The 21091-nt window shown below is 37.8% G+C and carries 21 protein-coding genes, 2 tRNA genes and 1 riboswitch; of the genes, 16 read left to right on the forward strand and 7 right to left on the reverse strand.

The genetic code is table 11. The annotated features are described in order from the left end of the window. The first annotated feature begins 3 nt into the window (after positions 1 to 3). Positions 4 to 2556: a DNA gyrase subunit A gene (gene gyrA, locus OCV67_RS04445; protein WP_147642681.1), complete on the forward strand. Its 2553-nt coding sequence runs from the start codon at positions 4 to 6 to the stop codon at positions 2554 to 2556. 126 nt (positions 2557 to 2682) lie between these two features. Here gyrA and OCV67_RS04450 read toward each other — a convergent pair whose 3' ends face one another. Continuing rightward, a complete protein-coding gene (locus OCV67_RS04450; RefSeq protein ID WP_147642683.1) occupies positions 2683 to 2889 on the reverse strand; it encodes a helix-turn-helix domain-containing protein in 207 nt (68 codons plus the stop codon). Positions 2890 to 3641: 752 nt separating this feature from the next. On the opposite strand from OCV67_RS04450, the gene OCV67_RS04455 reads away from it, so the two are divergent. The 4 genes from OCV67_RS04455 to OCV67_RS04470 all read left to right on the forward strand — a co-directional run bounded on the left by OCV67_RS04455 (position 3642) and on the right by OCV67_RS04470 (position 7727). Then, the gene (locus OCV67_RS04455) at positions 3642 to 4991 is read left to right on the forward strand and encodes a glycoside hydrolase family protein (protein WP_147642685.1); all 1350 of its coding nucleotides are present in this window, start codon (positions 3642 to 3644) and stop codon (positions 4989 to 4991) included. Positions 4992 to 5255: 264 nt separating this feature from the next. Then, positions 5256 to 5750, forward strand: coding sequence for a hypothetical protein (locus OCV67_RS04460; RefSeq protein ID WP_147642687.1), 495 nt, complete (start codon positions 5256 to 5258; stop codon positions 5748 to 5750). Positions 5751 to 5876: 126 nt separating this feature from the next. After that, positions 5877 to 5958: riboswitch (cyclic di-GMP riboswitch) on the forward strand. A 133-nt stretch (positions 5959 to 6091) separates the two neighbouring features. Then, entirely contained in the window at positions 6092 to 6922 is an 831-nt protein-coding gene (locus OCV67_RS04465) for a dockerin type I domain-containing protein (RefSeq protein ID WP_147642688.1), read from the forward strand. 259 nt (positions 6923 to 7181) lie between these two features. Beyond that, positions 7182 to 7727 (forward strand): NADH peroxidase, encoded by a 546-nt coding sequence (locus tag OCV67_RS04470; protein WP_147642690.1) that lies wholly within the window; start codon positions 7182 to 7184, stop codon positions 7725 to 7727. A 272-nt stretch (positions 7728 to 7999) separates the two neighbouring features. On the opposite strand, the gene OCV67_RS04475 is transcribed toward OCV67_RS04470, so the two are convergent. Both OCV67_RS04475 and OCV67_RS04480 read right to left on the reverse strand, forming a co-directional pair. After that, positions 8000 to 8074: transfer RNA gene (locus OCV67_RS04475), tRNA-Glu, on the reverse strand. A 3-nt stretch (positions 8075 to 8077) separates the two neighbouring features. Further along, positions 8078 to 8154: transfer RNA gene (locus tag OCV67_RS04480), tRNA-Met, on the reverse strand. Positions 8155 to 8439: 285 nt separating this feature from the next. Here OCV67_RS04480 and OCV67_RS04485 point away from each other — a divergent pair. The 9 genes from OCV67_RS04485 (at position 8440) to OCV67_RS04525 (ending at position 15322) form a co-directional block, all read left to right on the forward strand. Continuing rightward, positions 8440 to 8922, forward strand: coding sequence for a terminase small subunit (locus OCV67_RS04485; protein ID WP_147642692.1), 483 nt, complete (start codon positions 8440 to 8442; stop codon positions 8920 to 8922). Beyond that, a complete protein-coding gene (locus OCV67_RS04490) occupies positions 8919 to 10166 on the forward strand; it encodes a PBSX family phage terminase large subunit (protein ID WP_147642694.1) in 1248 nt (415 codons plus the stop codon). Before OCV67_RS04485 ends, OCV67_RS04490 begins: the two co-directional genes overlap by 4 nt. 13 nt (positions 10167 to 10179) lie before the next feature. Beyond that, positions 10180 to 11352: a phage portal family protein gene (locus OCV67_RS04495; protein ID WP_147642695.1), complete on the forward strand. Its 1173-nt coding sequence runs from the start codon at positions 10180 to 10182 to the stop codon at positions 11350 to 11352. A gap of 15 nt (positions 11353 to 11367) precedes the next feature. Beyond that, positions 11368 to 12339, forward strand: coding sequence for a phage major capsid protein (locus OCV67_RS04500; protein WP_147642697.1), 972 nt, complete (start codon positions 11368 to 11370; stop codon positions 12337 to 12339). Between the two features lie 83 nt (positions 12340 to 12422). Continuing rightward, a complete protein-coding gene (locus OCV67_RS04505; RefSeq protein ID WP_147642699.1) occupies positions 12423 to 13262 on the forward strand; it encodes a hypothetical protein in 840 nt (279 codons plus the stop codon). A gap of 3 nt (positions 13263 to 13265) precedes the next feature. Further along, positions 13266 to 13643, forward strand: coding sequence for a hypothetical protein (locus tag OCV67_RS04510; RefSeq protein ID WP_147642701.1), 378 nt, complete (start codon positions 13266 to 13268; stop codon positions 13641 to 13643). Next, on the forward strand, positions 13633 to 14031 hold the full coding sequence (locus tag OCV67_RS04515) for a hypothetical protein (RefSeq protein WP_147642703.1): 399 nt from the start codon (positions 13633 to 13635) through the stop codon (positions 14029 to 14031). Before OCV67_RS04510 ends, OCV67_RS04515 begins: the two co-directional genes overlap by 11 nt. Next, positions 14031 to 14414, forward strand: coding sequence for a hypothetical protein (locus OCV67_RS04520; protein WP_147642705.1), 384 nt, complete (start codon positions 14031 to 14033; stop codon positions 14412 to 14414). The genes OCV67_RS04515 and OCV67_RS04520 overlap by 1 nt, the downstream gene beginning before the upstream one ends. Beyond that, positions 14414 to 15322, forward strand: coding sequence for a hypothetical protein (locus tag OCV67_RS04525; protein WP_147642707.1), 909 nt, complete (start codon positions 14414 to 14416; stop codon positions 15320 to 15322). The genes OCV67_RS04520 and OCV67_RS04525 overlap by 1 nt, the downstream gene beginning before the upstream one ends. Before the next feature lie 579 nt (positions 15323 to 15901). On the opposite strand, the gene OCV67_RS04530 is transcribed toward OCV67_RS04525, so the two are convergent. The 3 genes from OCV67_RS04530 to OCV67_RS04540 are packed head-to-tail and all read right to left on the reverse strand — an operon-like array spanning position 15902 to position 17884. After that, complete coding sequence (locus OCV67_RS04530; protein ID WP_147642709.1) at positions 15902 to 16657, reverse strand: hypothetical protein; 756 nt, start codon at positions 16655 to 16657, stop codon at positions 15902 to 15904. 13 nt (positions 16658 to 16670) lie between these two features. Continuing rightward, entirely contained in the window at positions 16671 to 17519 is an 849-nt protein-coding gene (locus OCV67_RS04535; protein WP_337405308.1) for an ATP-binding cassette domain-containing protein, read from the reverse strand. After that, positions 17516 to 17884, reverse strand: a complete 369-nt coding sequence (locus OCV67_RS04540; protein ID WP_147642713.1) for a GntR family transcriptional regulator — start codon at positions 17882 to 17884, stop codon at positions 17516 to 17518. Before OCV67_RS04540 ends, OCV67_RS04535 begins: the two co-directional genes overlap by 4 nt. A gap of 191 nt (positions 17885 to 18075) precedes the next feature. On the opposite strand from OCV67_RS04540, the gene recG reads away from it, so the two are divergent. Then, positions 18076 to 20112, forward strand: coding sequence for an ATP-dependent DNA helicase RecG (gene recG / locus OCV67_RS04545; protein WP_147642714.1), 2037 nt, complete (start codon positions 18076 to 18078; stop codon positions 20110 to 20112). A 194-nt stretch (positions 20113 to 20306) separates the two neighbouring features. On the opposite strand, the gene OCV67_RS04550 is transcribed toward recG, so the two are convergent. After that, positions 20307 to 20672, reverse strand: a complete 366-nt coding sequence (locus tag OCV67_RS04550; protein WP_147642716.1) for a helix-turn-helix transcriptional regulator — start codon at positions 20670 to 20672, stop codon at positions 20307 to 20309. A 239-nt stretch (positions 20673 to 20911) separates the two neighbouring features. Between OCV67_RS04550 and OCV67_RS04555 the strand changes: the two genes are divergently transcribed. Beyond that, positions 20912 to 21091: helix-turn-helix domain-containing protein (locus OCV67_RS04555; protein ID WP_147642929.1), on the forward strand; the 180-nt coding region annotated here is incomplete at its 3' end.

Below are 21091 nucleotides of genomic sequence, written 5' to 3' on the forward strand. Positions count from 1 at the left end.
GAAATGTTTAATGACAACTCAAAAGTTTTTAACGTAGATATTGATAAGGAAATGAGAAAATCTTTCCTTGAATACTCAATGTCTGTAATTGTGGCTAGAGCGCTTCCGGATGTAAGAGACGGTATGAAACCTGTTCACAGACGTATTATTTACACTATGAACGATTCTAAAAATACCTATGATAAGCCCTACAGAAAGTGCGCATATACTGTCGGAGAAGTGCTTGGTAAATATCACCCTCACGGTGACGCTTCGGTTTATGACGCTTTAGTACGTCTGGCACAGAAATTTTCTTTAAGATATCCTCTTATTGACGGTCACGGAAACTTCGGTTCTATTGACGGCGATCCGCCTGCCGCTTACCGTTATACTGAGGCGAGAATGTCCAAAATCGCAGGAGAAATGCTTACGGACATTGAAAAGGAAACTATTCCTTATACCACTAACTACGACGATAAATTAAAAGAACCTGTAGTACTTCCAAGCCGTTTTCCGAATCTTCTGGTAAACGGTTCTGTAGGTATTGCTGTTGGTATGGCTACAAATATTCCGCCCCATAATTTAGGAGAGGTAATCGACGCTATCGACCTTGTTATGGATAATCCCGACTGTACTCTTGATGAAATTATGGAACATATAAAAGGACCTGATTTCCCTACAGGCGGTATTATAATGGGACGTGCGGGAATAAGGGCCGCTTACGCTACCGGCAGAGGTAAAATAACCCTTCGTGCCAACACCACAATTGAAGAAATCAAAGGCAGACAGTGCATTATAGTACATGAAATTCCTTACATGGTAAATAAGGCAAGACTTGTTGAGTCTATGGCGAATCTTGTAAAGGACAAGAGAATCGACGGCGTTCACTTTATCCGTGATGAATCCGGCAGAGAGGGAATGCGTATTGTTGTAGAGCTTAAAAAGGACGCTATACCTCAGATTGTACTCAATAAGCTATTCTCCTATACTCAGCTTCAGGACACAGTGGGCGTTATTATGCTTGCACTTGTTGACGGAGAACCTAAGGTTCTCACACTGAAGCAGACTATTGAACAGTATATTAAATTTCAGGTAGAGGTAATAAGACGCCGTACTGAATACGATCTAAAAAAGGCAAAGCACAGAGCGCATATATTGGAAGGTCTGGTTATTGCTGCGGATAATATTGACGAAGTAGTGGAGATTTGTAAAACATCTGAAAATATTCCGCATTCAAAGCAAAGATTGCAGGAACGTTTTAACCTTACGGAAATTCAGGCTGAAGCTATAGTTCAGATGACTTTAGGTAAGCTGACCGGTCTTGAAAGACAAAAAATTCTGGACGAATTAGATGAACTGATGAAGAAAATTGAAGAACTGGAAGCAATACTTGCAGACGAAAACAAGGTTCATCAGATAATTAAAGACGAGCTTGCCGAAATCAGAAGAAAATACAGTGATGACAGAAGAACTCAGATTGAGACGGTAAGCGGAGAAGTTGACATCGAGGATCTTATCCCTGTTGAGGACTGTGTTGTGACATACACAAATATCGGCTATATCAAGAGAATGCCTGTAGACGTTTATAAAACTCAGCGCAGAGGCGGCAGAGGCGTTTCCGGTATGAAACAGCGTGAAGAGGATTTCGTAAACGAAATGTTTATTTGCTCCACTCATGACAATATTCTGTTTATAACTAATAAGGGTATTATGTATAAGCTGAAATGCTATGAAGTACCGGAAGGTTCAAAGTCGTCAAGAGGAGTTAACGCAGTAAATCTTCTTCCATTGAGTGAGGACGAAAAAATTGCCGCAATGATAAAAACCTCTGATTTTGACGAGGGTAAGTACGTTGTAATGGTAACTAAAAACGGTAAGATAAAAAGAACCGCCCTTTCAGCGTACAAAAACGTCAGAAAGAACGGTCTGATAGCTATCGGACTGGACGAGGGCGACGAAATCGCCGGAGTAAGAATGACCGACGGCAGCGCACAGCTTTTCGTGGCTACAAGAAACGGTATGGCTATAAGACTTGAAGAAGAAAAAATCAGGTCTATGTCACGTTCCGCCCACGGCGTAAAGGCGATAAAGCTCAGGGACGGCGACTATGTAGTATCTATGGCGAGAGTAAGAGAGGGAGCTTCGCTTCTGACCGTAACCGATAAGGGATACGGCAAGAGGACTGAGCTTGACGCTTACAGGATCCAGAACAGAGGCGGATTCGGTCTGCTGAATTATAAAACAGGAGAAGAAAAGGGATATGTCTGCGGAATAAAGGTTGTAGATGAAACAGACGACATTATCCTTATCTCTAATGACGGTATAATTATCAGAATAAGATGTGCCGATGTAAGAATTATGGGAAGATATGCAACAGGCGTTAAGGTTATGAAGGTTGCGGAAGAAAGCCGTGTTGTTTCATTTACCAGAGCTGAACATGATGAAGAGGCTGAAGTCGAAACAGTCGATCAGCCAAGCGAGGAAGAAATTGCTCAGGATATGGCAAATGCACAGGCAGAAGAACTTGAAAATAATACGGTTGAAGAGACTGAAGAACCAGAAAATTCAGAAGAATAAAAAAATCCTCCGGATAATATAAAATATCCGGAGGAATTTTATTAATAAATAACGTAAAAAACTGCTTTAAATGGTATTACCGAACTTTACTGGAAATGAATATTCCATTTGGACATATTCCGAGTTTTATTTATTCATTTTGGGATTATCTGTACGTTCAAGAAGATAATCAATTGAAACATCAAAAAAATCTGCAATTAGAATTAAAGTTTTTAAATCCGGTTCACGCTTTCCGGTTTCATATCGGCTTATACTCATTTGAGTAGTATTTAACTTCATTGCAAGAGATAATTGTGACATATGCTTTTGTTTTCGTAATAATTTTAATCTCATAAAAAAACCTCTTGACATTATTATACCAATATGGTATAATATATTTATTCCAATTCGGAATGGATGAAAATTATATGAAACGAGTTAAAGAAAATGCATTTAAAAGGTTGAGGGTTAATGTCTTGAGGTAATCTAAGGATTTCAATTTATTCTCAATTGAGATAATCATGATTATAATTTTCTTTTGTTCTTCACTCTCAGAGCTTTGGAGAAATGAGTATTTATTGATTGGGATTTAGACATTAAGATTAGCATTTATTCTTTAACTCGTTTGATATCATTTGGATTAAAATCGGCGCATGTTTTGTGTCGGTTTTATTTTTTATATAGAAAAATTAACTTTGCAGGTTTTTAAAGTAATTGAGTTAATGAAATCCGGCATAAAAGTTTAGCTTATATAAAAGCAAAAAAAAGCGAACAAAACTAAAGTTTTATATTTAGTTATTTTATACAAATTTAAAAAAAATTCATAATTGTTAATAATTTGTTCACATTTAAAGATTACATTTCTGTTACAATGAAATTATATAAAATTAAGTAAAATAATCAAAAAAGGAAACGACATAATTGAAAAAATAAAAAGACGGTACAGTAGATTCTGCTGATATTATTTTACTGAATAAATATCTTTTAAGTAAGGCGCTTTACCCTATAAGAGAAGATTTGAAGGTAAACGTCGATATAGACTATAACGTAGATGAGGAAAGTTTAGGATTATTAATTATGTTTTGTAAAAGGACTGGGAAAAAATTATGAAAATAAGAAAATTAGCGAAAAAATATATCTGTTTTTTTTCTGCATTGAGTATGATTATTCCATGCTTTGAGGTAAAGGCTCAGGGTGGAATGAAAGCAAGTCAGGATTGTATTGATCTTATCAAAGAAGCAGAAGGATTCAGCAGATATAAATATTGGGATTACAGTCAATGGACTATCGGATACGGTACGGGAGTGGATGTAAATGATTATCCGTACGGAATTACCGAGGAGGAAGCCGAAAATCTTCTTGCACAGTCGCTTGTGATATATGAAGGTTATGTAAACAGATTTGCAGATAGATATGATGTGGAACTGAAACAGAATCAGTTTGACGCAATGGTAAGTCTTACATATAATATGGGAAATATATGGGGTGTATACGACGATTTTGACCTGAAAACTTATATTGTAAACGGTTCAGAAAATTATAGCTTTTTGGAAATTGCAAAAGGCTTCGGCGAATGGAGAATGGCCGGAGGAAGCGTATTGCAGGGACTTGTAAACAGAAGACAAAAAGAAACGGCTCTTTTTCTGTCAGACCGTACAGATATATGCTCTGAAGTATGGAGAGTGAATAACGAGGCAGGATTGAATTTAAGAGAGCAGCCTGATATTTCATCGGAAAAGACCGGATTTATGTTAATGAACACTATTTTTGAAGTTACCGAAAAAGTAATCACAGAAGACGGTATGCTATGGGGCAAGACTTTTTATGAGGGCAGAGAACAGTGGTGTTCACTTGATTATTCAAAATATATGGTCGGCGGATCTTTTAATTATGAGGGAGACGCTGAAATTAATACAGATATAACAGAAGAAAAACCCACAGAAAATCCAGAAGAAAGTAAAAGGGAAGATACCGGAAGCATAGAAAAATTGTCTGAAGAATGGAAGGTAACAGCTTCAGGTGGTTTAAAGCTGAGAGAGGGACCGGGTCTTAATTACGATCAGATAGGATTTTTGGACTATAATGAAAAAGTCATGATAACTGCCGCTGTAGAAGCGGACGGTTATCTGTGGGGAAAAGCTGAATACTATGGAAAAACCGGCTGGTGTACTCTTGACTATGCGGAACGTATAAGCAATCAGGAAATTGGAGAAGATTCTCTAAAGGGTATTTATATTTACAAAAGTCCTGATAAGGTAGAGTATAAAGAGGGTGAAAAGCTGGATCTGAGCGGTATAGAGGTCAGAGGAGTTTATACGGACGGAAGTGAAAAAACAATAACAGGTTTCAATATAAGTGGATTTGTATCTACTGAGAAAAGTCATATTGTAACGATCTCTTATATGGAAAAAACAGCTTCTTTCAGAATTGCCGTAACTGATAAAAAGAGTTCCTGATAAAATAGTTTATTTTTAGGACAGGAATTAAATATAAGCGGATTAGTAGTTGAAACGTGTTACAGCGGTATAAATGAAATAGGTATAAAGAAATGTTAAGTTAATGGAAATCGGCATAAAAGTTTTTGTCCAACAAAAAAAATTTTACCTATAAAATTTTATGAAATTAACATTGTGAGTCTTTAAAAGAAATGTTAAGTTAATGAAAATCGGCATAAAAGTTTTTGTCCAACTTTTTTCAAAAAGTTGGGGAAAGGGGAAAAGATGTTAAAGGGACTTTTAAGCAAATCTGTCTGCGGAGAATGCCGTATATGCTGCGGATTTGACAGTACTGACGTCTGGGAAATGCCGGTGATGAATGAAGAGACAAAAAACAAGCTGGAAGCTCTTAGACCGGGTACGGAATTTGTCAGGACTAAAAATTCGTATATTACAAAGTGCGGAGAACTTTCAGATGATGAGATATTTTACTGTCCGGCACTGGATAAAAATACAGGCTGTATTCTGGGTGATGAAAAACCGTTTGACTGCAAAATCTGGCCTTACAGAGTTATGAATTTTAAGGGAAGCAAGGTTATAACGGTCTGTCCGGTGTGCGGAGAAATTTTCAGCCGTCCTTTGAGGGAGCTTGTTGATTTTCTTGAATGCGGACTTGCCGTAAAAATAGATGAATATTCAAATGAGCATCCAGATATTGTTAAGGATTATGACTTTTCATATCCGATTTTAAAGGTATTAGGAGAAATAAAGCAAAAGTAAATATTATGCAATATGTATAAAAGTTTCAACAAAAAGTAGTGTAATACTACAAATCCGATAAAAAATCTTGACATAGAAAAAATTTCATGATATACTAAGAACATAGAAAAAGTAAAAGAATAGGTTTAAAATAAATGACAAATTTATTGAAAAATAAGGACGCAATACTGAGGGTCTAAGCCTAAGGGTATGACAGCCGGTTGCATATGGCGTTGTTACAGCAGCGTATTGTATATAGCCGACCTAAAAGATGAAAAAAAGGTCGGTTTTTTTATTAACAAACGACGATTAAACCTGTTCAAAATAAGTTGCCGCTATTAAGGAAGAAAGAGGGAAATGTCATGAAAAAGAACACATTAATGAAAACTTCTGCTATCGTAGCTTCAGCAGTTATGGCGGCAGCGGCAAACGGTGCTACAGTTTCAGCAAAAACAGCAGCTCCCAGAACAATGAGAAGAACTAAAAAAAATGATGTTATTTCTATGGAAACTATCGAACTTTCTGACGCACAGGCAATCGCAGGCAAAACAGTTTCAGTACAGATGACAATGGAAACCGGAAACAATTGTTATGCTTATGATCTCGTAGTTGAATATGCTCCGGAACTTGAATTGGAAAGCGTTGTCGGTGCAAACGCTTACAGTGAGCTTGACAATTATGTAGCGATTGTGGGATATGTAAGCACAAATCCGTTTATGGATAATAAACCTATTGTAACTTTTAATTTCAAGGTTCCCAGTGAAGCTGAGGTGGGCGACATTTATGAAGTTAAATTTAACGATATAAGAAGCTTTTCAGGTCTTGACTGTGATTTTGAATACTTTGAATTAGAAAACAGTGAAATTGAGGTTTTGGAAGAAACTAAAAAGCATACTGATTATATGGTATTTGAAAAGAAAGATGAAAACGGCAATGTAATCGACACATTGACCGGTCTCAGGGGAGATGCTGACGGGGACGGTAAAGTCAGTGCAAAGGACGCTGCAATGATAGCTCAGCATTGCGCTAAATCGTATACTGGAGAATCAGTTATTGAATCTGAAGAAAATCAGTATTTTGCAAATGTAAATGCAAACGGCGGAAAGCCTACTGCCAGAGACGCTGCAGCTATTGCAAATTATATGGCAAAAAAGAGTATAAGTGATGCGACTTGGGACGATGTTATAAAGTAAACTTGAATTAATTCATGTTTTCCCTGATCATCACATATATATTAAGAAAAAGACGCGTTGAATGCGTCTTTTTCTTTAAAATTAAAATGATAATGGTTATTATTATATATTGCAGTTTCCACATACTTTATGTGAAAACTTTGTGAATTCTTGTAAAAAATCATTGACAAAAAAAGAAGTATGTATTATAATAAAATCAGTCAAAGGGAAACCTTTGCTTAAATAAAAAATACAAATAATATTATTGGAGGATAATAAAATGAAAAAATTTGTTTGTTCAGTATGCGGTTATGTTTTTGAGGGAGAAGCTGCTCCGGCTGCCTGTCCTCAGTGTAAAGCGCCGGCTTCAAAGTTTACTGAAGCTCCGTCAGAAGGTCTTGCTTGGGCCGATCAGCATGTCGTTGGGGTTGCAAAGGATGTTGATCCTGAAATTATAGAAGGATTAAGACAAAACTTTACAGGCGAATGTACAGAAGTAGGTATGTATCTTGCAATGGCAAGAGTTGCGCATAGAGAAGGCTATCCTGAAGTCGGAATGTACTACGAAAAGGCAGCTTACGAAGAAGCAGAGCATGCTGCAAAGTTTGCTGAACTGCTTGGTGAAGTTGTTACAGACTCAACAAAGAAAAATCTTGAACTGAGAGTGATGGCAGAAAACGGTGCATGCGAAGGTAAGAAAAAGCTTGCGGCAAAGGCTAAGGAACTTAATCTGGATGCTATTCACGATACAGTACATGAAATGGCTAAGGACGAAGCTCGTCACGGCTGTGCATTTGAGGGACTTCTTAACAGATACTTCAAATAATAAAAAACATATAAGAAAGCTCATTTAGGCTTTTCTCCTTCTTCTTTATTAATTAGCTCCTCGATTCTATACGGGGAGCTAAAATTTTTTCTACTTTTAAAAAAATTGAAAAAAATACATGCAAAACTAAGTAAAAAGTGTAACAGAAAAATATAAAAAAAGACCGCAGTTTCCGTACCTTGACGAAAATCACAGTCTTACTGAAAATCTATCTAAAAAATTTTTTTGACAAGGAAAAAAATAAAGAATCGAGACTAAAAAATCTCGATTCTTGGTGACCCGTACGGGAATTGAACCCATGATTCCGCCGTGAAAGGGCGGTGTCTTAACCTCTTGACCAACGGGCCTTATGGTAGCGGCAGTAGGATTTGAACCAACGACCAATCGGGTATGAACCGAGTACTCTAGCCAACTGAGCTATGCCGCCATTTTTTATCGTTTCAGTCGTTTTTTATTACCGCTTCATGCGACTATATTATTATACACGCTTTATCCTTAAAAGTCAACACTTTTTTTATAAAAAAGTTATATTTGTTAAAATTGACAGATATAGCTTTATTTTTATAGCTAAAACAGTGCAAAAAGTAGAAATAAAAAATTATTTTTTTCTTAATTGCATATTTATATGCAAAAAAATGCCCTTTTTTGCCCATTGGTGAAAGACGTTTTTAAATGTTTTTCAATCTTACATTTTATTTACAAGGAGGTTTATATGAACGATAATGACAAATCAAAAAAGGAGCGTTTATTCTGCTGTTATTATGCAAAGCTGGGAAACATTTTTGAAGCGGCAGTACGGGCGGGTTTTTCTCCGGATACGGCGCTTGTAAACGGTATGGATATTTTAAAACAGAAAAAGTATCAAAAAAGCATATCTGTTCTTATGTCTGAAACTGTCTCTCCCTCTAAGCTTGTAAAAGCCGGACTGGAAAGGCTGGCTTTCGGAAGTTCCAACGACGCAGTTTACTTAGCATTCTCGGAAGAAATGCCGTCGCCGGAAAAAATTTCTTCTCTCGACCTTTTTAATGTATCGGAAATTAAAAAGGTCAAAGGCGGAGGCGTTGAAGTAAAATTGTTTGACCGGCAAAAGGCAATGGAAAAAATGTACGAATTTGCGTCAAACGACAATAGTTCTACCGCAGCTTCAAATCTTCTTGAAGCCCTTACAGGATTGGAGGCGGAATCGGAAAATTGAAGTTTAAGAAATTTTCCCCCAAACAGCGTCTTGCAATAGGCTGGTGGACTCACCCCTCATACAGAAACAAAGACGCAATCATCTGCGATGGGGCTGTCAGAAGCGGTAAAACACTATGCATGTCAATGGGTTTTGTTAGCTGGGCAATGACATGCTACAACGGCTGTTCTTTTGCACTATGCGGTAAAACGGTTACATCACTGCGGCGTAATCTTGTAGAACCGCTTCTCGGAACACTGGGCGCTATGGGATTTACCTATATAGAAAAGCTCAGCAAAAGCTACATCGACATTGAAATGTCCGGAAGACGCAACAGATTTTATTTCTTCGGGGGACGAGACGAAAGCTCCGCTTCGCTTATACAAGGCATTACTCTAGGCGGAGTCCTTCTTGACGAGGTGGCATTAATGCCCCGTTCATTCGTTGAACAGGCTGTAGCACGATGTTCACTTGCCGGATCAAAGCTATGGTTCAACTGTAATCCCGATCACCCTTATCACTGGTTCTACAGGGAATGGATAAAAAAGCATGATGAAAAAAATGCTCTTTATATTCATTTCACCATGAAGGACAATCCGTCGCTTACAAAGGCGGTCAGGGAAAGATACAAACGCCTTTATTCGGGAGTTTTCTACGAACGCTTTATTCTGGGCAAGTGGACTGCTGCAAGCGGCGTTGTTTATCCTATGTTCAAGGAATCGGAGCATGTGTTTGATAGTCCGCCGGAATGCGATAGATTTATAATCTCCTGCGATTACGGTACTGTTAATCCTTCCTCCTTCGGTTTATGGGGACACTGCGGCGGAGTGTGGTACAGGCTTGACGAGTACTACTACGATTCTCGCCGTGAAGGTATTTCAAGAACAGACGAGGAGCATTATAAAGGTCTTTCCGATCTTGCAGGAAACCGTACCATTGAATATGTGGTTGCTGATCCTTCGGCGGCAAGTTTCATAGAGTGCATTCGCCGTCACGGAGAATTTGATGTGATACCGGCAAAAAATGACGTTATTTCGGGAATCCGCAAAGTAAGTGATGCTTTGAAATCGAAAACAATTATGTTTTCAAAAGATTGTACGGATTGTCTCCGTGAATTTGCCATGTACTGCTGGAATGAAAAAGCCGGAGGAGATACTCCTCTGAAAGAAAACGATCATGCTATGGACGATGTGAGATATTTTGTCAGTACAGCGCTGAGTTCGCCTGTTTCAGACGGATTTTTCGCAGTTTCCGTTGCACGGTGAAAGGAGGTGAAATATGAAGATTTTTAAAAAGAAAAGTACCCAAAAGGTATCTTCAGGCGAGGCGGCAGTATTTTCTGCATCAAGAAGTCATGACGTTTATGAACCCTTTGATTCCTCAATGGAACACTGGGAAAAAGAACTTTATGACCGTCTCAGATATACTGTTCCTGTTATTGATGCCGCCATCAGCAAGATAGTAAGGCTCACAGGCGGATACAAAATACAGTGCAGAGACGAAAGCATGCAGGAAATTATGGACTGTTTTTCCGGGGAAATACCCGTTGGACTTACAGGACATTCTATTCAAAGCTTTACCGACAGCTTTCTTGAAAGTCTGCTTACCTACGGAAACGCCGTGGGAGAAATGTTGGTTGACAGTGAAACTATGCAGCTTACCGCCCTTTACAACGGCGATCCGTCAAAAATTGCAGTTCTGCCGGGAAACAGTCCTGAGCTGCCTGTTTACTGCATTAAAAATTCTGACGGTAAGCTTAAAACTATTGAAAAGCCTCAGCTTATTCTGTTTTCTGCGCTGAATCCGCCGCCGGGAAAAACTATGGGCATATCAATTCTCAGAGGACTTCCGGCTTTAAGTTCCGTACTTATGAAAATATACCGTTGTATCGGTCAGAATTACGAACGTGCGGGAAACGTCAGATACGCCGTAACCTACAAGCCTACAGGAGACATATCCGAAAAGGCGTTTACCAAAGACAGAGCAATGCAGATTGCTAAAGAATGGTCTGACGGAATGAACGCCGCTAAAAACGGTGACATACGTGATTTTGTTGCTGTAGGAGATGTGGACATCAAGGTCATCGGCGCAGACAATCAGCTTTTTGATACGGAGGTACCCGTAAGGCAGATCTTGGAACAGCTTATTGCTAAGCTTTCTGTTCCGCCTTTCCTGCTGGGACTTAACTGGTCTACTACTGAAAGAATGTCCTCACAGCAGGCAGACATTCTGACTTCCGAACTGGAGTATTACCGCAGACTTCTGACTCCTGTAATCAGAAAAATTGCGGTAGCCTTCCTGAGACTTCAGGGAAGCGACAGCGATGTTGACATCATATGGGACAACATCAACTTACAGGACGAAACTGCTCTTGCAGAAGCAAGACTTAAAAACGCACAGGCTGTTCTGATCGAACAGCAAATTAAAAACAACAATAATAATGAAATTTAATTTGGAGGTATTTTTATGTATAACGATATTAAACTTGAAAAGGGACTTTACAATCTTGCCGGAAAAAGCTTTACTCAGGCTCTGACTGAGGCTGATCCTGACGAAAATTATGCAGATTCTTCACTTGCCGGTCTTGACGCATTTGAAAGACAGCTTAAAAGATTTGATATTAAGATCTGCGGTTCGGAATGCGATAAGGTAGAAAAATTCTTTGTTACTACCGAAAGCGCCGTACTGTTTCCCGAATTTGTAAAAAGAGCCATTACTCAGGGTATGGAAGAATCCATTCTTACTGATATTGTAGCGGTTAAAACTCGTTCCGACTGCAATCAGTACAGAGGCTATCTGATTTCAGAATCTGCCGCTTACACTACTAAAACATCAGAGGGTAACAGTCTGCCGGAAACTACTATTAAAGAATCCCCTAATTCAATCAGTCTTTTGAAATACGGCAGACTTATTACAGCGTCCTATGAAGCGGTAAGACTTCAGAGACTCGACGTTTTTGCTGTAACTCTTCGTTCTATCGGCAAAAAGCTTGCCGACGCTATTACAAGCTCGGCTGTCAGCACAATTAAAACAGGCGCAACAGAAGTTGATATTGCCGGCTCTGCTCTTGCATATTCCGATCTGCTTAATCTTTACAGTCAGTTTACAAGCTATAATATGAATACTATTATCGCTTCTCCTAAAAATGCGGCTTTGATCCTTTCTATGACGCAGGTTCAGGACAGTATTTCAACCGATGAAAAGGGAAATATTATTCTTCCTTTCGGTACTGTTCTTATTAAGTCGGCACAGGTCAACGACTATACAATTATCGGTTTTGACAGAAATTACGCTCTTGAAATGGTTACAAGCTCAGAGCTTATTATGGAAACCGACAAGCTCATTGACCGTCAGCTTGACGCTTTTACCGTTTCTATGAATCTTGGCTTTAAGAGTATTATTTCTGATGCGGCTAAAACCCTTAATCTTGACAAGTAATATAGCCTTATAAATACTTTGCTGCTTTCTTTAATCGGAAAGCAGCAATAAAGCTTACTAAAAATAAACGGAGGTAAATTTTTATGGAAAATACAGAAAAATTACAATTACTTAATCAATTCACAAGACGTGAATTAACAGAAGAGGAAGTATACATTTTTGACGTTATTTTATGCGATAACGAGATTGACAGGGACTTCGAAAAGTTTTCATTATCCGCACTGAAAACATTACAGGAGCTTTTTATAGGAAAAACCGGTATATTTGATCACGACGCCAAAAGCTCCGGTCAGACTGCAAGAATATTTCATACCGAGCTTGCCGAGGACAGTGAGAGAAAAACTTCTACAGGCGAAAACTATGTATGCCTTAAGGGCTGCGCTTATATGGTGAGGACTTCTGCCAATGAAAATCTTATAAAAGAGATAGAAGGCGGTATAAAGAAAGAAGTAAGTATTTCATGCAGCGCTTCTGTTCAGAAGTGTTCCGTATGCGGAGCAAATAAGCGTACTAAAAACTGTCCTCACACAAAGGGAAAAGAATACGCCGGCAAGACCGCCTATGTGATCCTTGACAAAATTACCGACGCCTATGAATGGAGCTTCGTTGCTGTTCCCGCACAAAAAAATGCGGGAGTTACACGTAAATTTTATTCTGAAAGCGATAATACCCAAAGCAATTTTGATCATGAGACTGCACAGAAGCTTTTTGAAAATCTGAAAAAAGACGTTACAAGACTTTGTTTTCTATGCGGAGAAAACGGCGATATCTTAAAATCTGCCGCTGACAGAATGAATGTCCGTGAGCTTCTGGATTTTAAATCCGAATTGGAATACAAGAACCGTTCAAATAAAAATCCTCAGCTTGCATATGAAAGCTCAAAGGATTTTACTGAAAGCTTCAAAATGACGAAAGGAAAATAAATTATGACCGTTTCAACAATAAATTCTCTTTTTACTCTATTTTCCGGCGAAACCGATACGGAAAAATATTCTCCTCTTGTAAGCTCCGCAGTAACTCAGGTAAGGAATATGCTCCGTGAGGGTGCAAGCTCTAATGACATACGTCTTGACTATCTTTGCGCCGCTGTTGCAAATTACCGTTATACACAAATTACCTGCGTAAAAAACAAGGTTGCCTATACATATGCCGGTACTGCCGAAAAGGAGGGAAATTCCCAGCTTGAATACGACTTTTCAAAGGAACTTATGCTGGAATACTTCAGACAGTGCGGAGATCTGCTTTACGACGATAATTTTAGTTTTATGACGGTAGGATACGGAGGTGCGGCTGATGAATCTTAAAAATCTTGTTTACGGTATTTACGGACTTATAAATTATAAACGCACCGACGTATTTGCCGAATATGAAAAAATTCCCGTTAAGGATCACGATGATATTTATATTGTGACAAGTATTGAAAATATCTCACTGAAAAATCAGTTTATCAAAAGCAGTCTTAAAAGATATGAAACTCTGATTGATCTTAAAGTCAGAGTACTCGGACGTCCGGACGAAGATCCGCTTGTTCTTTATGATTACATGGACAACGCTGTTATCAGCCGTCTTGCTTCTGGCGGATACTACTTGAAATCCGCTGAGATAAAAGGTCCTAAACAGGATAACGGATTAAAGCGTTTTGTCCTTGAGGGAATTTTTACACTTGAAGCGAAATCGGAGGCGGAAATATAATGAATCATGCTTTAGTCCTTGAGCAGGACTGCTCGGTAAACATTTCCGGAATCACAGTTTATATTGACGCATATGAAATATCTGCTGAAAATAAATTTTTATTTCAGCCTATGGCAGTTTCCGGAATTAGATTTCAGGAACTGGGCAGGCATCCGGCGTCCATAAAAATAACCGGAAGAATTCTTAAGTCTGAAGGAATAAATCCGGCAGCTCAGCTAAACGGTCATATGACTAATTCAACGGTATTCAATCTTAATATGGACGGTTTATATATTAATGCCGCAAAGCTGAAAAAATATTCTATAAATACTCAGACTAATTCCCAATTTCATCAGTGCGTTGTTGAATTTTACTGCGACAGCTACATAAACGGAGGCAGCTAATGAATTTAAAGCTTACATTACGTACTACGACAAATACAGATTATGAATTCGGAAGATGCGTTTCTTTTTTCTTCACCAAAGACGCATACACTCCGTATACTTTGTTTGAAGGAGTTTTTCTTACTGAAAAAACCGACATTGCAAATATTAAGGAAGTAATTTTTTCAGTTGACCAAACTGATATTCACTATGGACTTCTTGACAGTGTTGATTTCTGTACATTACAGGGTTATAAAATTATTAAAGTAAAATCCAAAGGATTTACGTCCCTGCTTTGTCAGAATCAGCCCAAACCCGGATTAAAGCCGGATTCCGATCTCGCTACATTAATGTCGGAATTTGACATACCAAATGTTACGTATGAGTCAACGTCGCTTTTAAATTACATTTACATAAAGGAAGGATCTACCTTATGGGACGCCGCTGCAAATTTCAATTTTCGTCTTAACGGAGGGTATCCTTATATTGAGGGGACAAATAACGTAAGAGTTACTCTTAAAACGCCTTCTGAAAAAACCGTTTCTGAAAACGATATTATAAAGACCGGAATAATTTACGATTATTCCAAAATTATCAGCCATCTTCACATGAAAGACGTTGACGGTACTTACGACGCTTTCAGCAGAAGCAATCTGTTTGCCATTAACCGCAGACTGATCAGGCATAAGCAGATCCCCCTTGATATGCAGTATCTCAGCGCTCCCGATTCCGGACTTCTCTTTAAACTTAATTTCAGTCAGAGGGGGTGCAGATGTCATTATGTTCAGTACATAGGATATTCCGGAGAAGATCTAAACGATATGGTGTCTTTTGGCGATGTCAGTCTTCAGAGAATTAAAAAAATTGAGCTTTCCGGGGGAAAGGGAACAGTCAAAACCTTACTCGGAGTTTATTCCGACGCTTTTTAACTTACTTTTTTGAAAAAAAAGTAAGCAAAAAACTTTTATATCGGGTTTAGTTAACTGGTAAATTTTTTATAAGGCTCGACAGGTAAGTAAACAGAGGATTATAGAAAAAATTTTGAAAAAAAATAAGCAAAAAACTTTTATGCCGAATTTTATTGACTTGATTTTCTTTTTAAAAACTCGCAAAGTTAATTTTGCAGAAAATAAAAGAAAAAGATTTTGAAAAAAAGTAAGCAAAAAACTTTTATGCCGAATTTTATTGACTTGATTTTCTTTTTAAAGACTCGCAAAGTCAATTTTACAGGGAATAAAAGAAAAAGATTTTGAAAAAAGTAAGCAAAAAACTTTTATATCGGTTTTAGTTAACTGGTAAATTTTTTATAAGGCTCGACAGGTAAGTAAACAGAGGATTATAGAAAAAATTTTGAAAAAAATAATCAAAAAACTTTTATGCCGAATTTTATTGACTTGATTTTCTTTTTAAAGACTCGCAAAGTTAATTTTGCAGGGAATAAAAGAATATTTTACAAAACATATACCGCCCCAGCTTGTGCATATAACACAAACCGAGGCGGTTAAACTTTATTTTTTATTATCATTGAGAGGAACTCTTCTGACGAACAGGAACGCTATTGCAGTCAGAAGTACTGCAATGCAAGGCAGTACAGCTGTAAGATGATAAACACTTTCCTCAAGCCACTGTATAAATTTCAAGAAAGCTTCGATTATTTTATTGTCGGCAAATTTAAAGTCAATAAAAAGTATAATAACCGATCCTATCTGAAAAATCAGCCACAGACTTAGTGGAATTATAATTTTTAAAATTCTGTTGAGACGGTATAAAAGCGCTCCTATTAAGACACCCAGAGATGAAACAGTGATATACATAGTAAAATCCATTAAAAATATTGTAGGGTATTCTGAAATTTTTGGGCTAATACTAGTTCCGGATTGATAAAGATACATTTGTTCATACATTGAATCATAAAACATTTTAGTGTGTTTTTCATAAGTATTACCAATAATATTAATTATTGAATCTCCTGCGGCTGCTAAGACTGAAATAGTTATAAAACCAAGAATCAATGCCATAAAAAATGTTTTTCTTGATATGCCGTTTTGCATGGAAAGAGCCAAACTTTCTCTGTAAAATACTATTCCCGAGATCATCATAAATATAACTGTGCCCATTTCCATACCGCCGAAGCTGCCGTTCGTATCAATACATAAAGTTAAAAGCAGTCCCAGATGAACTATTACAAAAATTATCCCAAAGTAAATCAGGTAAGATTTTCCCTGTTGCCAAATTAAATATTTGTAAATTGATTTAAGCTTCATATGATTTCCTCCATTATGAGTTAGTAAGCTGAACAAACAGCTTTTGCAGATCCATTGCAGATATTTCAAGTCCTGCCGGAATACCCTCCGATGGTACGCTGCCGATTATATACGCCGTTTTCAGTCCGCCGATGGAATCAGTACCGATAACGTTTTTATCTTTTATAAATTCATCTATAGCGGCGGCTGAGCCTGCAACGGTAAAGCCAGTACGCAAAAGCGAATCCCTGGTTTGATTTCTTATGATCTCTCCGTTTTTCACTATTATAACGTCCTCGATTACCGATGAAACTTCTTCGATCAGATGTGTGGAAATAACGCAGCAGAAAGGGTTTTCAGCATATTTTTCAATGAGAACCTTATAAAAAATATCACGGTGATTAGCGTCCAGTCCCAAAACGGGTTCATCAAGGAAGATATACGGCGTATTTACTGAAAGAGCAATTATAATTTTAAAAATCGAAGTGTAGCCGGTTGAAAGAGAACGAGGAGTTTTATTGACGTTCAGACTGAATTCATTTGCCAGCTTCATTGCATATTCGGTATCAAAATCGGGATAAAATTCCTTAGTCCATTTGAAAATTTTTTTAATTTTCATTTTCGGAGGATATAGATTGCTTTCATTCATAATATATAATTTTGACAAAGCCTTATCATTTTCCCTTGCATTTACTCCGTCAACAAATATTTCACCTTCTGTTGAAAAAATTCTGTTTGAAATAATTTTCAAAAGCGTAGATTTTCCTGCGCCGTTTCTGCCTAAAAGTCCGTAAATCTTATTTTCTTCAAAGGTAAGATTGACCATATTCAAAGCACGCACTTTTTTAAAATCCTTGGTAACATCTTTTATTTCAATACTCATAATGCATCTCCTTTATCCAACATCATAATAATTTCTTCCTTTGTTACTCCAAGCCGTTTGGCTTCAGCAAGAAGCTCCTTTACATAATTTTCGAAAAATAAATTCCGTCGTTTTTCCGTAAGTTTTTTCTTAGCGCCCTCGGCTACAAACATACCGACACCTCTTTTTTTATAAACTATTCCGTTTTCTGTAAGTATATTTATTCCTTTCAGAGCCGTTGCAGGATTTATTTTTAATGTGACGGAAATCTCTGTTATTGAAGGAATTTGGCTGCCCTCTTCAAAAGCTCCTGTTAAAATTGCGTCCTCCAATCCGTCGGCAACCTGGACGAATATCGGCTTTTCACTGTTGAAGTCTAGATTCATTTGCATGCCTTCTTTCTGTTTTGGTTAATTAGTCGACTGATTAACTACAAGTGTATAATACCATATCTTTTTCAGTTTGTCAATACCTTTTAAAGAAAAATTTATTTTAAGATTTTATACTATTGACGAATCAGTAAAAATAATGATATACTATAAAGAAAGCTAATAACGTATATTCGGGGGAGAGAAAAATGAACGAGCTTTTCAAATCGGTACGATATTTAAAGGGCGTAGGGGAAAAAAAAGCTGCTTATTATGAAAAGCTGGGAATTTCTACAGTTTATGACCTCCTTTATCATCTTCCGCGCAGTTATGTTGATTTTTCTAATCCCGTATCTCCTCTTGAAGCTAATATAAACGACTATGCAGTACTTAAAGGAACTATAGTAAAAAAAATGACCGAACAGAGAATACGTAAGGGTTTGAGTATCTTTAAAGCCGTCGCTACAGACGGCGTTCACGATTTTGTTGTTATAATTTACAACAATGTGTACGGATTCCGTGCGCTTAAAGAGGGCGAGGAATACTGCTTTTACGGTAAGATAACAGGAAATCTTTTACGCCGTGAGATCAATTCTCCCCGTATTATAAAATCGGACGCAGAGCCTTTTCAGCCTGTCTATCACCTTACAACAGGACTTACTTCCGCTGCAATTCTGCAAAATATGAGGGAAGCTGTGTCCATACTGGACAGCGAACCCTTTGACAGTATGCCGACAAATCTGCTGATGGAAAACGAATTGATGTCCCTTCCTCACGCACTGAAAAGCATTCATTTTCCTGCCGATTCCCAAGACGCCGCAAACGCAAGGAGACGTCTTGCATTTGACGAACTGCTGATACTACAGCTTGGTATGCTGACTATGAAAAATCACAGTCGTGAGAAAACAGCGTACATAATGGATAAAAATACGGACATGACTGCCTTTTTCGGCAGTCTGCCTTTTGAAATGACCGACGCACAAAAAAAATCAATATCCGACGTTATAAACGATATGTCTACAGATTCTCCTATGAACCGTCTGCTTCAAGGGGACGTGGGCAGCGGTAAAACTGCTGTTGCCGCCGCCGCATGCTATTTTGCCTGTCAAAACGGATTTCAGTCTGCGTTGATGGCGCCTACGGAAATTCTTGCAGTACAGCATTACAATACCCTCAAAAGCTTTCTTGAACCCATAGGCGTAAATGTAGTACTGCTGACAGGCTCAATGACCGCTAAACAAAAGCGTATTGCAAAAGAAGCACTGAAATCAGGCGAAGCGGCGGTAGCCGCAGGTACTCATGCAATAATACAGAAAGACGTTGAATTTCAACGTCTTGGTCTGGTTATTACCGATGAACAGCACCGTTTCGGCGTTGCACAGCGTGCCGCCCTTGCCGACAAGGGAAACAGTCCCCACAGACTTGTAATGTCGGCAACGCCTATTCCACGTACCCTTGCGCTGATTATTTACGGCGATCTGGATATTTCTATTATCAATCAGATGCCAAAGGGCAGACTGCCGGTAAAAACCTATGCAGTAACCGGTAAGCTGAGGAAAAGGGCTTATAATTTTATAAAGTCGGAAATTGACAATGGCAGGCAGGCTTATATTGTGTGTCCCATGATCGAGGACATTGACAGCGATCTACAGGCCGTCAAAAGCTATGCGGACAAGCTGAGAATCGACGATTTTGCAGATTATGAAATCGGTCTGCTTCACGGTAAAATGAAAGCCGCTGAAAAAAATGAAATAATGAGTAAATTTAAGGACGGTAAAATTGATTTACTGGTCTGTACCACTGTTGTGGAGGTGGGTGTGGACGTTCCAAACGCTTCCATTATGCTGATAGAAAATGCCGAGCGATTTGGTCTTTCACAGCTTCATCAGCTGAGAGGTCGTGTGGGACGTGGAAGTCAGCAGAGCCATTGTATTCTCCTGACGGACAATACAGGTGAAGAATGCATCAGGCGAATGAAAATTATGAGCAAAACGTCGGACGGCTTTAAGATTTCCGAAGAAGACCTTAAAATGAGAGGTCCGGGAGACTTTTTCGGTCAGCGTCAGCATGGACTTCCCCCGCTTAAAATCGCAGATATTGCCTCCGATATGGAAATGATGAATCTGACAAAAAGTATCGCCGAGGATATAATCAGTAAGGATCCTCAGCTTGAAAGCCGTGAATACCGTGGATTGAAACTTGAAATAATCCGGCTTTTTAATAAAAATGGCGGCTTCGCTTTTTGAAAAAAGCTTGGCAAAAACTTTCATATCGTCTTTAGTCTGATGAAATATTTTAAATAAGGCTCGACAGGTAAGTAAATAGAGGATTGAAGAAAAAAATTTTGAAAAAAAGTAAGCAAAAAACTTTCATGCCGTCCGCTTTTGAAAAAGCGGAACCAAAACTTTTATGCCGGATTTCCTTGTAAAAACTCGCAAAGTTACATTTCTTGCAGTTCTGTTGCCTTGTAATGGTTGATTTCCTTTTTAATATCGGTAATAGCATTTTTAAGTTCGTTTAAAGAATTTACTATTTCTGTATTTTCCAATTTTGTTTTAGTGTGTTCTTTCATTAATTCATTATGTTCCTGTGCAAAAATATCGTGATAGTCAAAAAATTCCATGGGAGTTACGTCTAGATAATCACAAATTTCAAAAAATTCTTTCATAGTAGGCAAGTAATTACCGTATTCAATAGAATAAATGTAATCGGGTTCGTGTCCGAGAGATAAACTCATTCTTCTAGAAGATACTTCCCGCAAATATCTTAATTCTGCAAGACGGTCGATAAAATCATTTTCGCTCATTTTATAAAACTCCATTCTCTAAAAAATTCAGCTATTGACGGACTAAACCAAAAAATGATATACTATAAATAAGTGTCAATTAAAGTAAACATTATTAGGCTTTTTAATAGCTTATCTATATTATAGTGCAAGATTTTGCACTTGTCAACATAATTAGTGCGAATTTTTATACTTTTGGTGAAAACAAACAAAAATATATTGTTACATTTGTGACATTAAACGTAAAGGAGTATTAAAAAATGTATGAACTTATAAAATCTCTATGTAGTAAAAATGGAATATCAATAACATATTTATGTGAACATGTAACAGGGAGCAAGGGAAATCTGCAAACATGGAAAAAAGATAATATTAAACCTACATCATTAAAAAAAATAGCTGATTATTTTGATGTTTCTGTTGATTATCTTCTTGGAAGA

It is taken from the genome of Porcipelethomonas ammoniilytica (assembly GCF_025567485.1).
GTDB classification, from domain to species: Bacteria; Bacillota; Clostridia; order Oscillospirales; family Ruminococcaceae; genus Porcipelethomonas; species Porcipelethomonas ammoniilytica.

Excerpts from the sequence above, each read along its gene's own strand:
- OCV67_RS04500 (WP_147642697.1), top strand. The coding sequence starts at position 11,368 with ATGTATAACGATATTAAACTTGAAAAGGGACTTTACAATCTTGCCGGA.
- OCV67_RS04520 (WP_147642705.1), top strand. The coding sequence starts at position 14,031 with ATGAATCATGCTTTAGTCCTTGAGCAGGACTGCTCGGTAAACATTTCC.
- OCV67_RS04460 (WP_147642687.1), top strand. The coding sequence starts at position 5,256 with ATGTTAAAGGGACTTTTAAGCAAATCTGTCTGCGGAGAATGCCGTATA.
- OCV67_RS04470 (WP_147642690.1), top strand. The coding sequence starts at position 7,182 with ATGAAAAAATTTGTTTGTTCAGTATGCGGTTATGTTTTTGAGGGAGAA.
- OCV67_RS04455 (WP_147642685.1), top strand. The coding sequence starts at position 3,642 with ATGAAAATAAGAAAATTAGCGAAAAAATATATCTGTTTTTTTTCTGCA.
- OCV67_RS04510 (WP_147642701.1), top strand. The coding sequence starts at position 13,266 with ATGACCGTTTCAACAATAAATTCTCTTTTTACTCTATTTTCCGGCGAA.
- OCV67_RS04515 (WP_147642703.1), top strand. The coding sequence starts at position 13,633 with ATGAATCTTAAAAATCTTGTTTACGGTATTTACGGACTTATAAATTAT.
- OCV67_RS04495 (WP_147642695.1), top strand. The coding sequence starts at position 10,180 with ATGAAGATTTTTAAAAAGAAAAGTACCCAAAAGGTATCTTCAGGCGAG.
- OCV67_RS04540 (WP_147642713.1), bottom strand. The coding sequence starts at position 17,884 with ATGAATCTAGACTTCAACAGTGAAAAGCCGATATTCGTCCAGGTTGCC.
- gyrA (WP_147642681.1), top strand. The coding sequence starts at position 4 with ATGTTTAATGACAACTCAAAAGTTTTTAACGTAGATATTGATAAGGAA.
- OCV67_RS04530 (WP_147642709.1), bottom strand. The coding sequence starts at position 16,657 with ATGAAGCTTAAATCAATTTACAAATATTTAATTTGGCAACAGGGAAAA.
- OCV67_RS04525 (WP_147642707.1), top strand. The coding sequence starts at position 14,414 with ATGAATTTAAAGCTTACATTACGTACTACGACAAATACAGATTATGAA.
- OCV67_RS04535 (WP_337405308.1), bottom strand. The coding sequence starts at position 17,519 with ATGAGTATTGAAATAAAAGATGTTACCAAGGATTTTAAAAAAGTGCGT.
- OCV67_RS04485 (WP_147642692.1), top strand. The coding sequence starts at position 8,440 with ATGAACGATAATGACAAATCAAAAAAGGAGCGTTTATTCTGCTGTTAT.
- OCV67_RS04550 (WP_147642716.1), bottom strand. The coding sequence starts at position 20,672 with ATGAGCGAAAATGATTTTATCGACCGTCTTGCAGAATTAAGATATTTG.
- OCV67_RS04465 (WP_147642688.1), top strand. The coding sequence starts at position 6,092 with ATGAAAAAGAACACATTAATGAAAACTTCTGCTATCGTAGCTTCAGCA.
- recG (WP_147642714.1), top strand. The coding sequence starts at position 18,076 with ATGAACGAGCTTTTCAAATCGGTACGATATTTAAAGGGCGTAGGGGAA.
- OCV67_RS04505 (WP_147642699.1), top strand. The coding sequence starts at position 12,423 with ATGGAAAATACAGAAAAATTACAATTACTTAATCAATTCACAAGACGT.
- OCV67_RS04450 (WP_147642683.1), bottom strand. The coding sequence starts at position 2,889 with ATGAGATTAAAATTATTACGAAAACAAAAGCATATGTCACAATTATCT.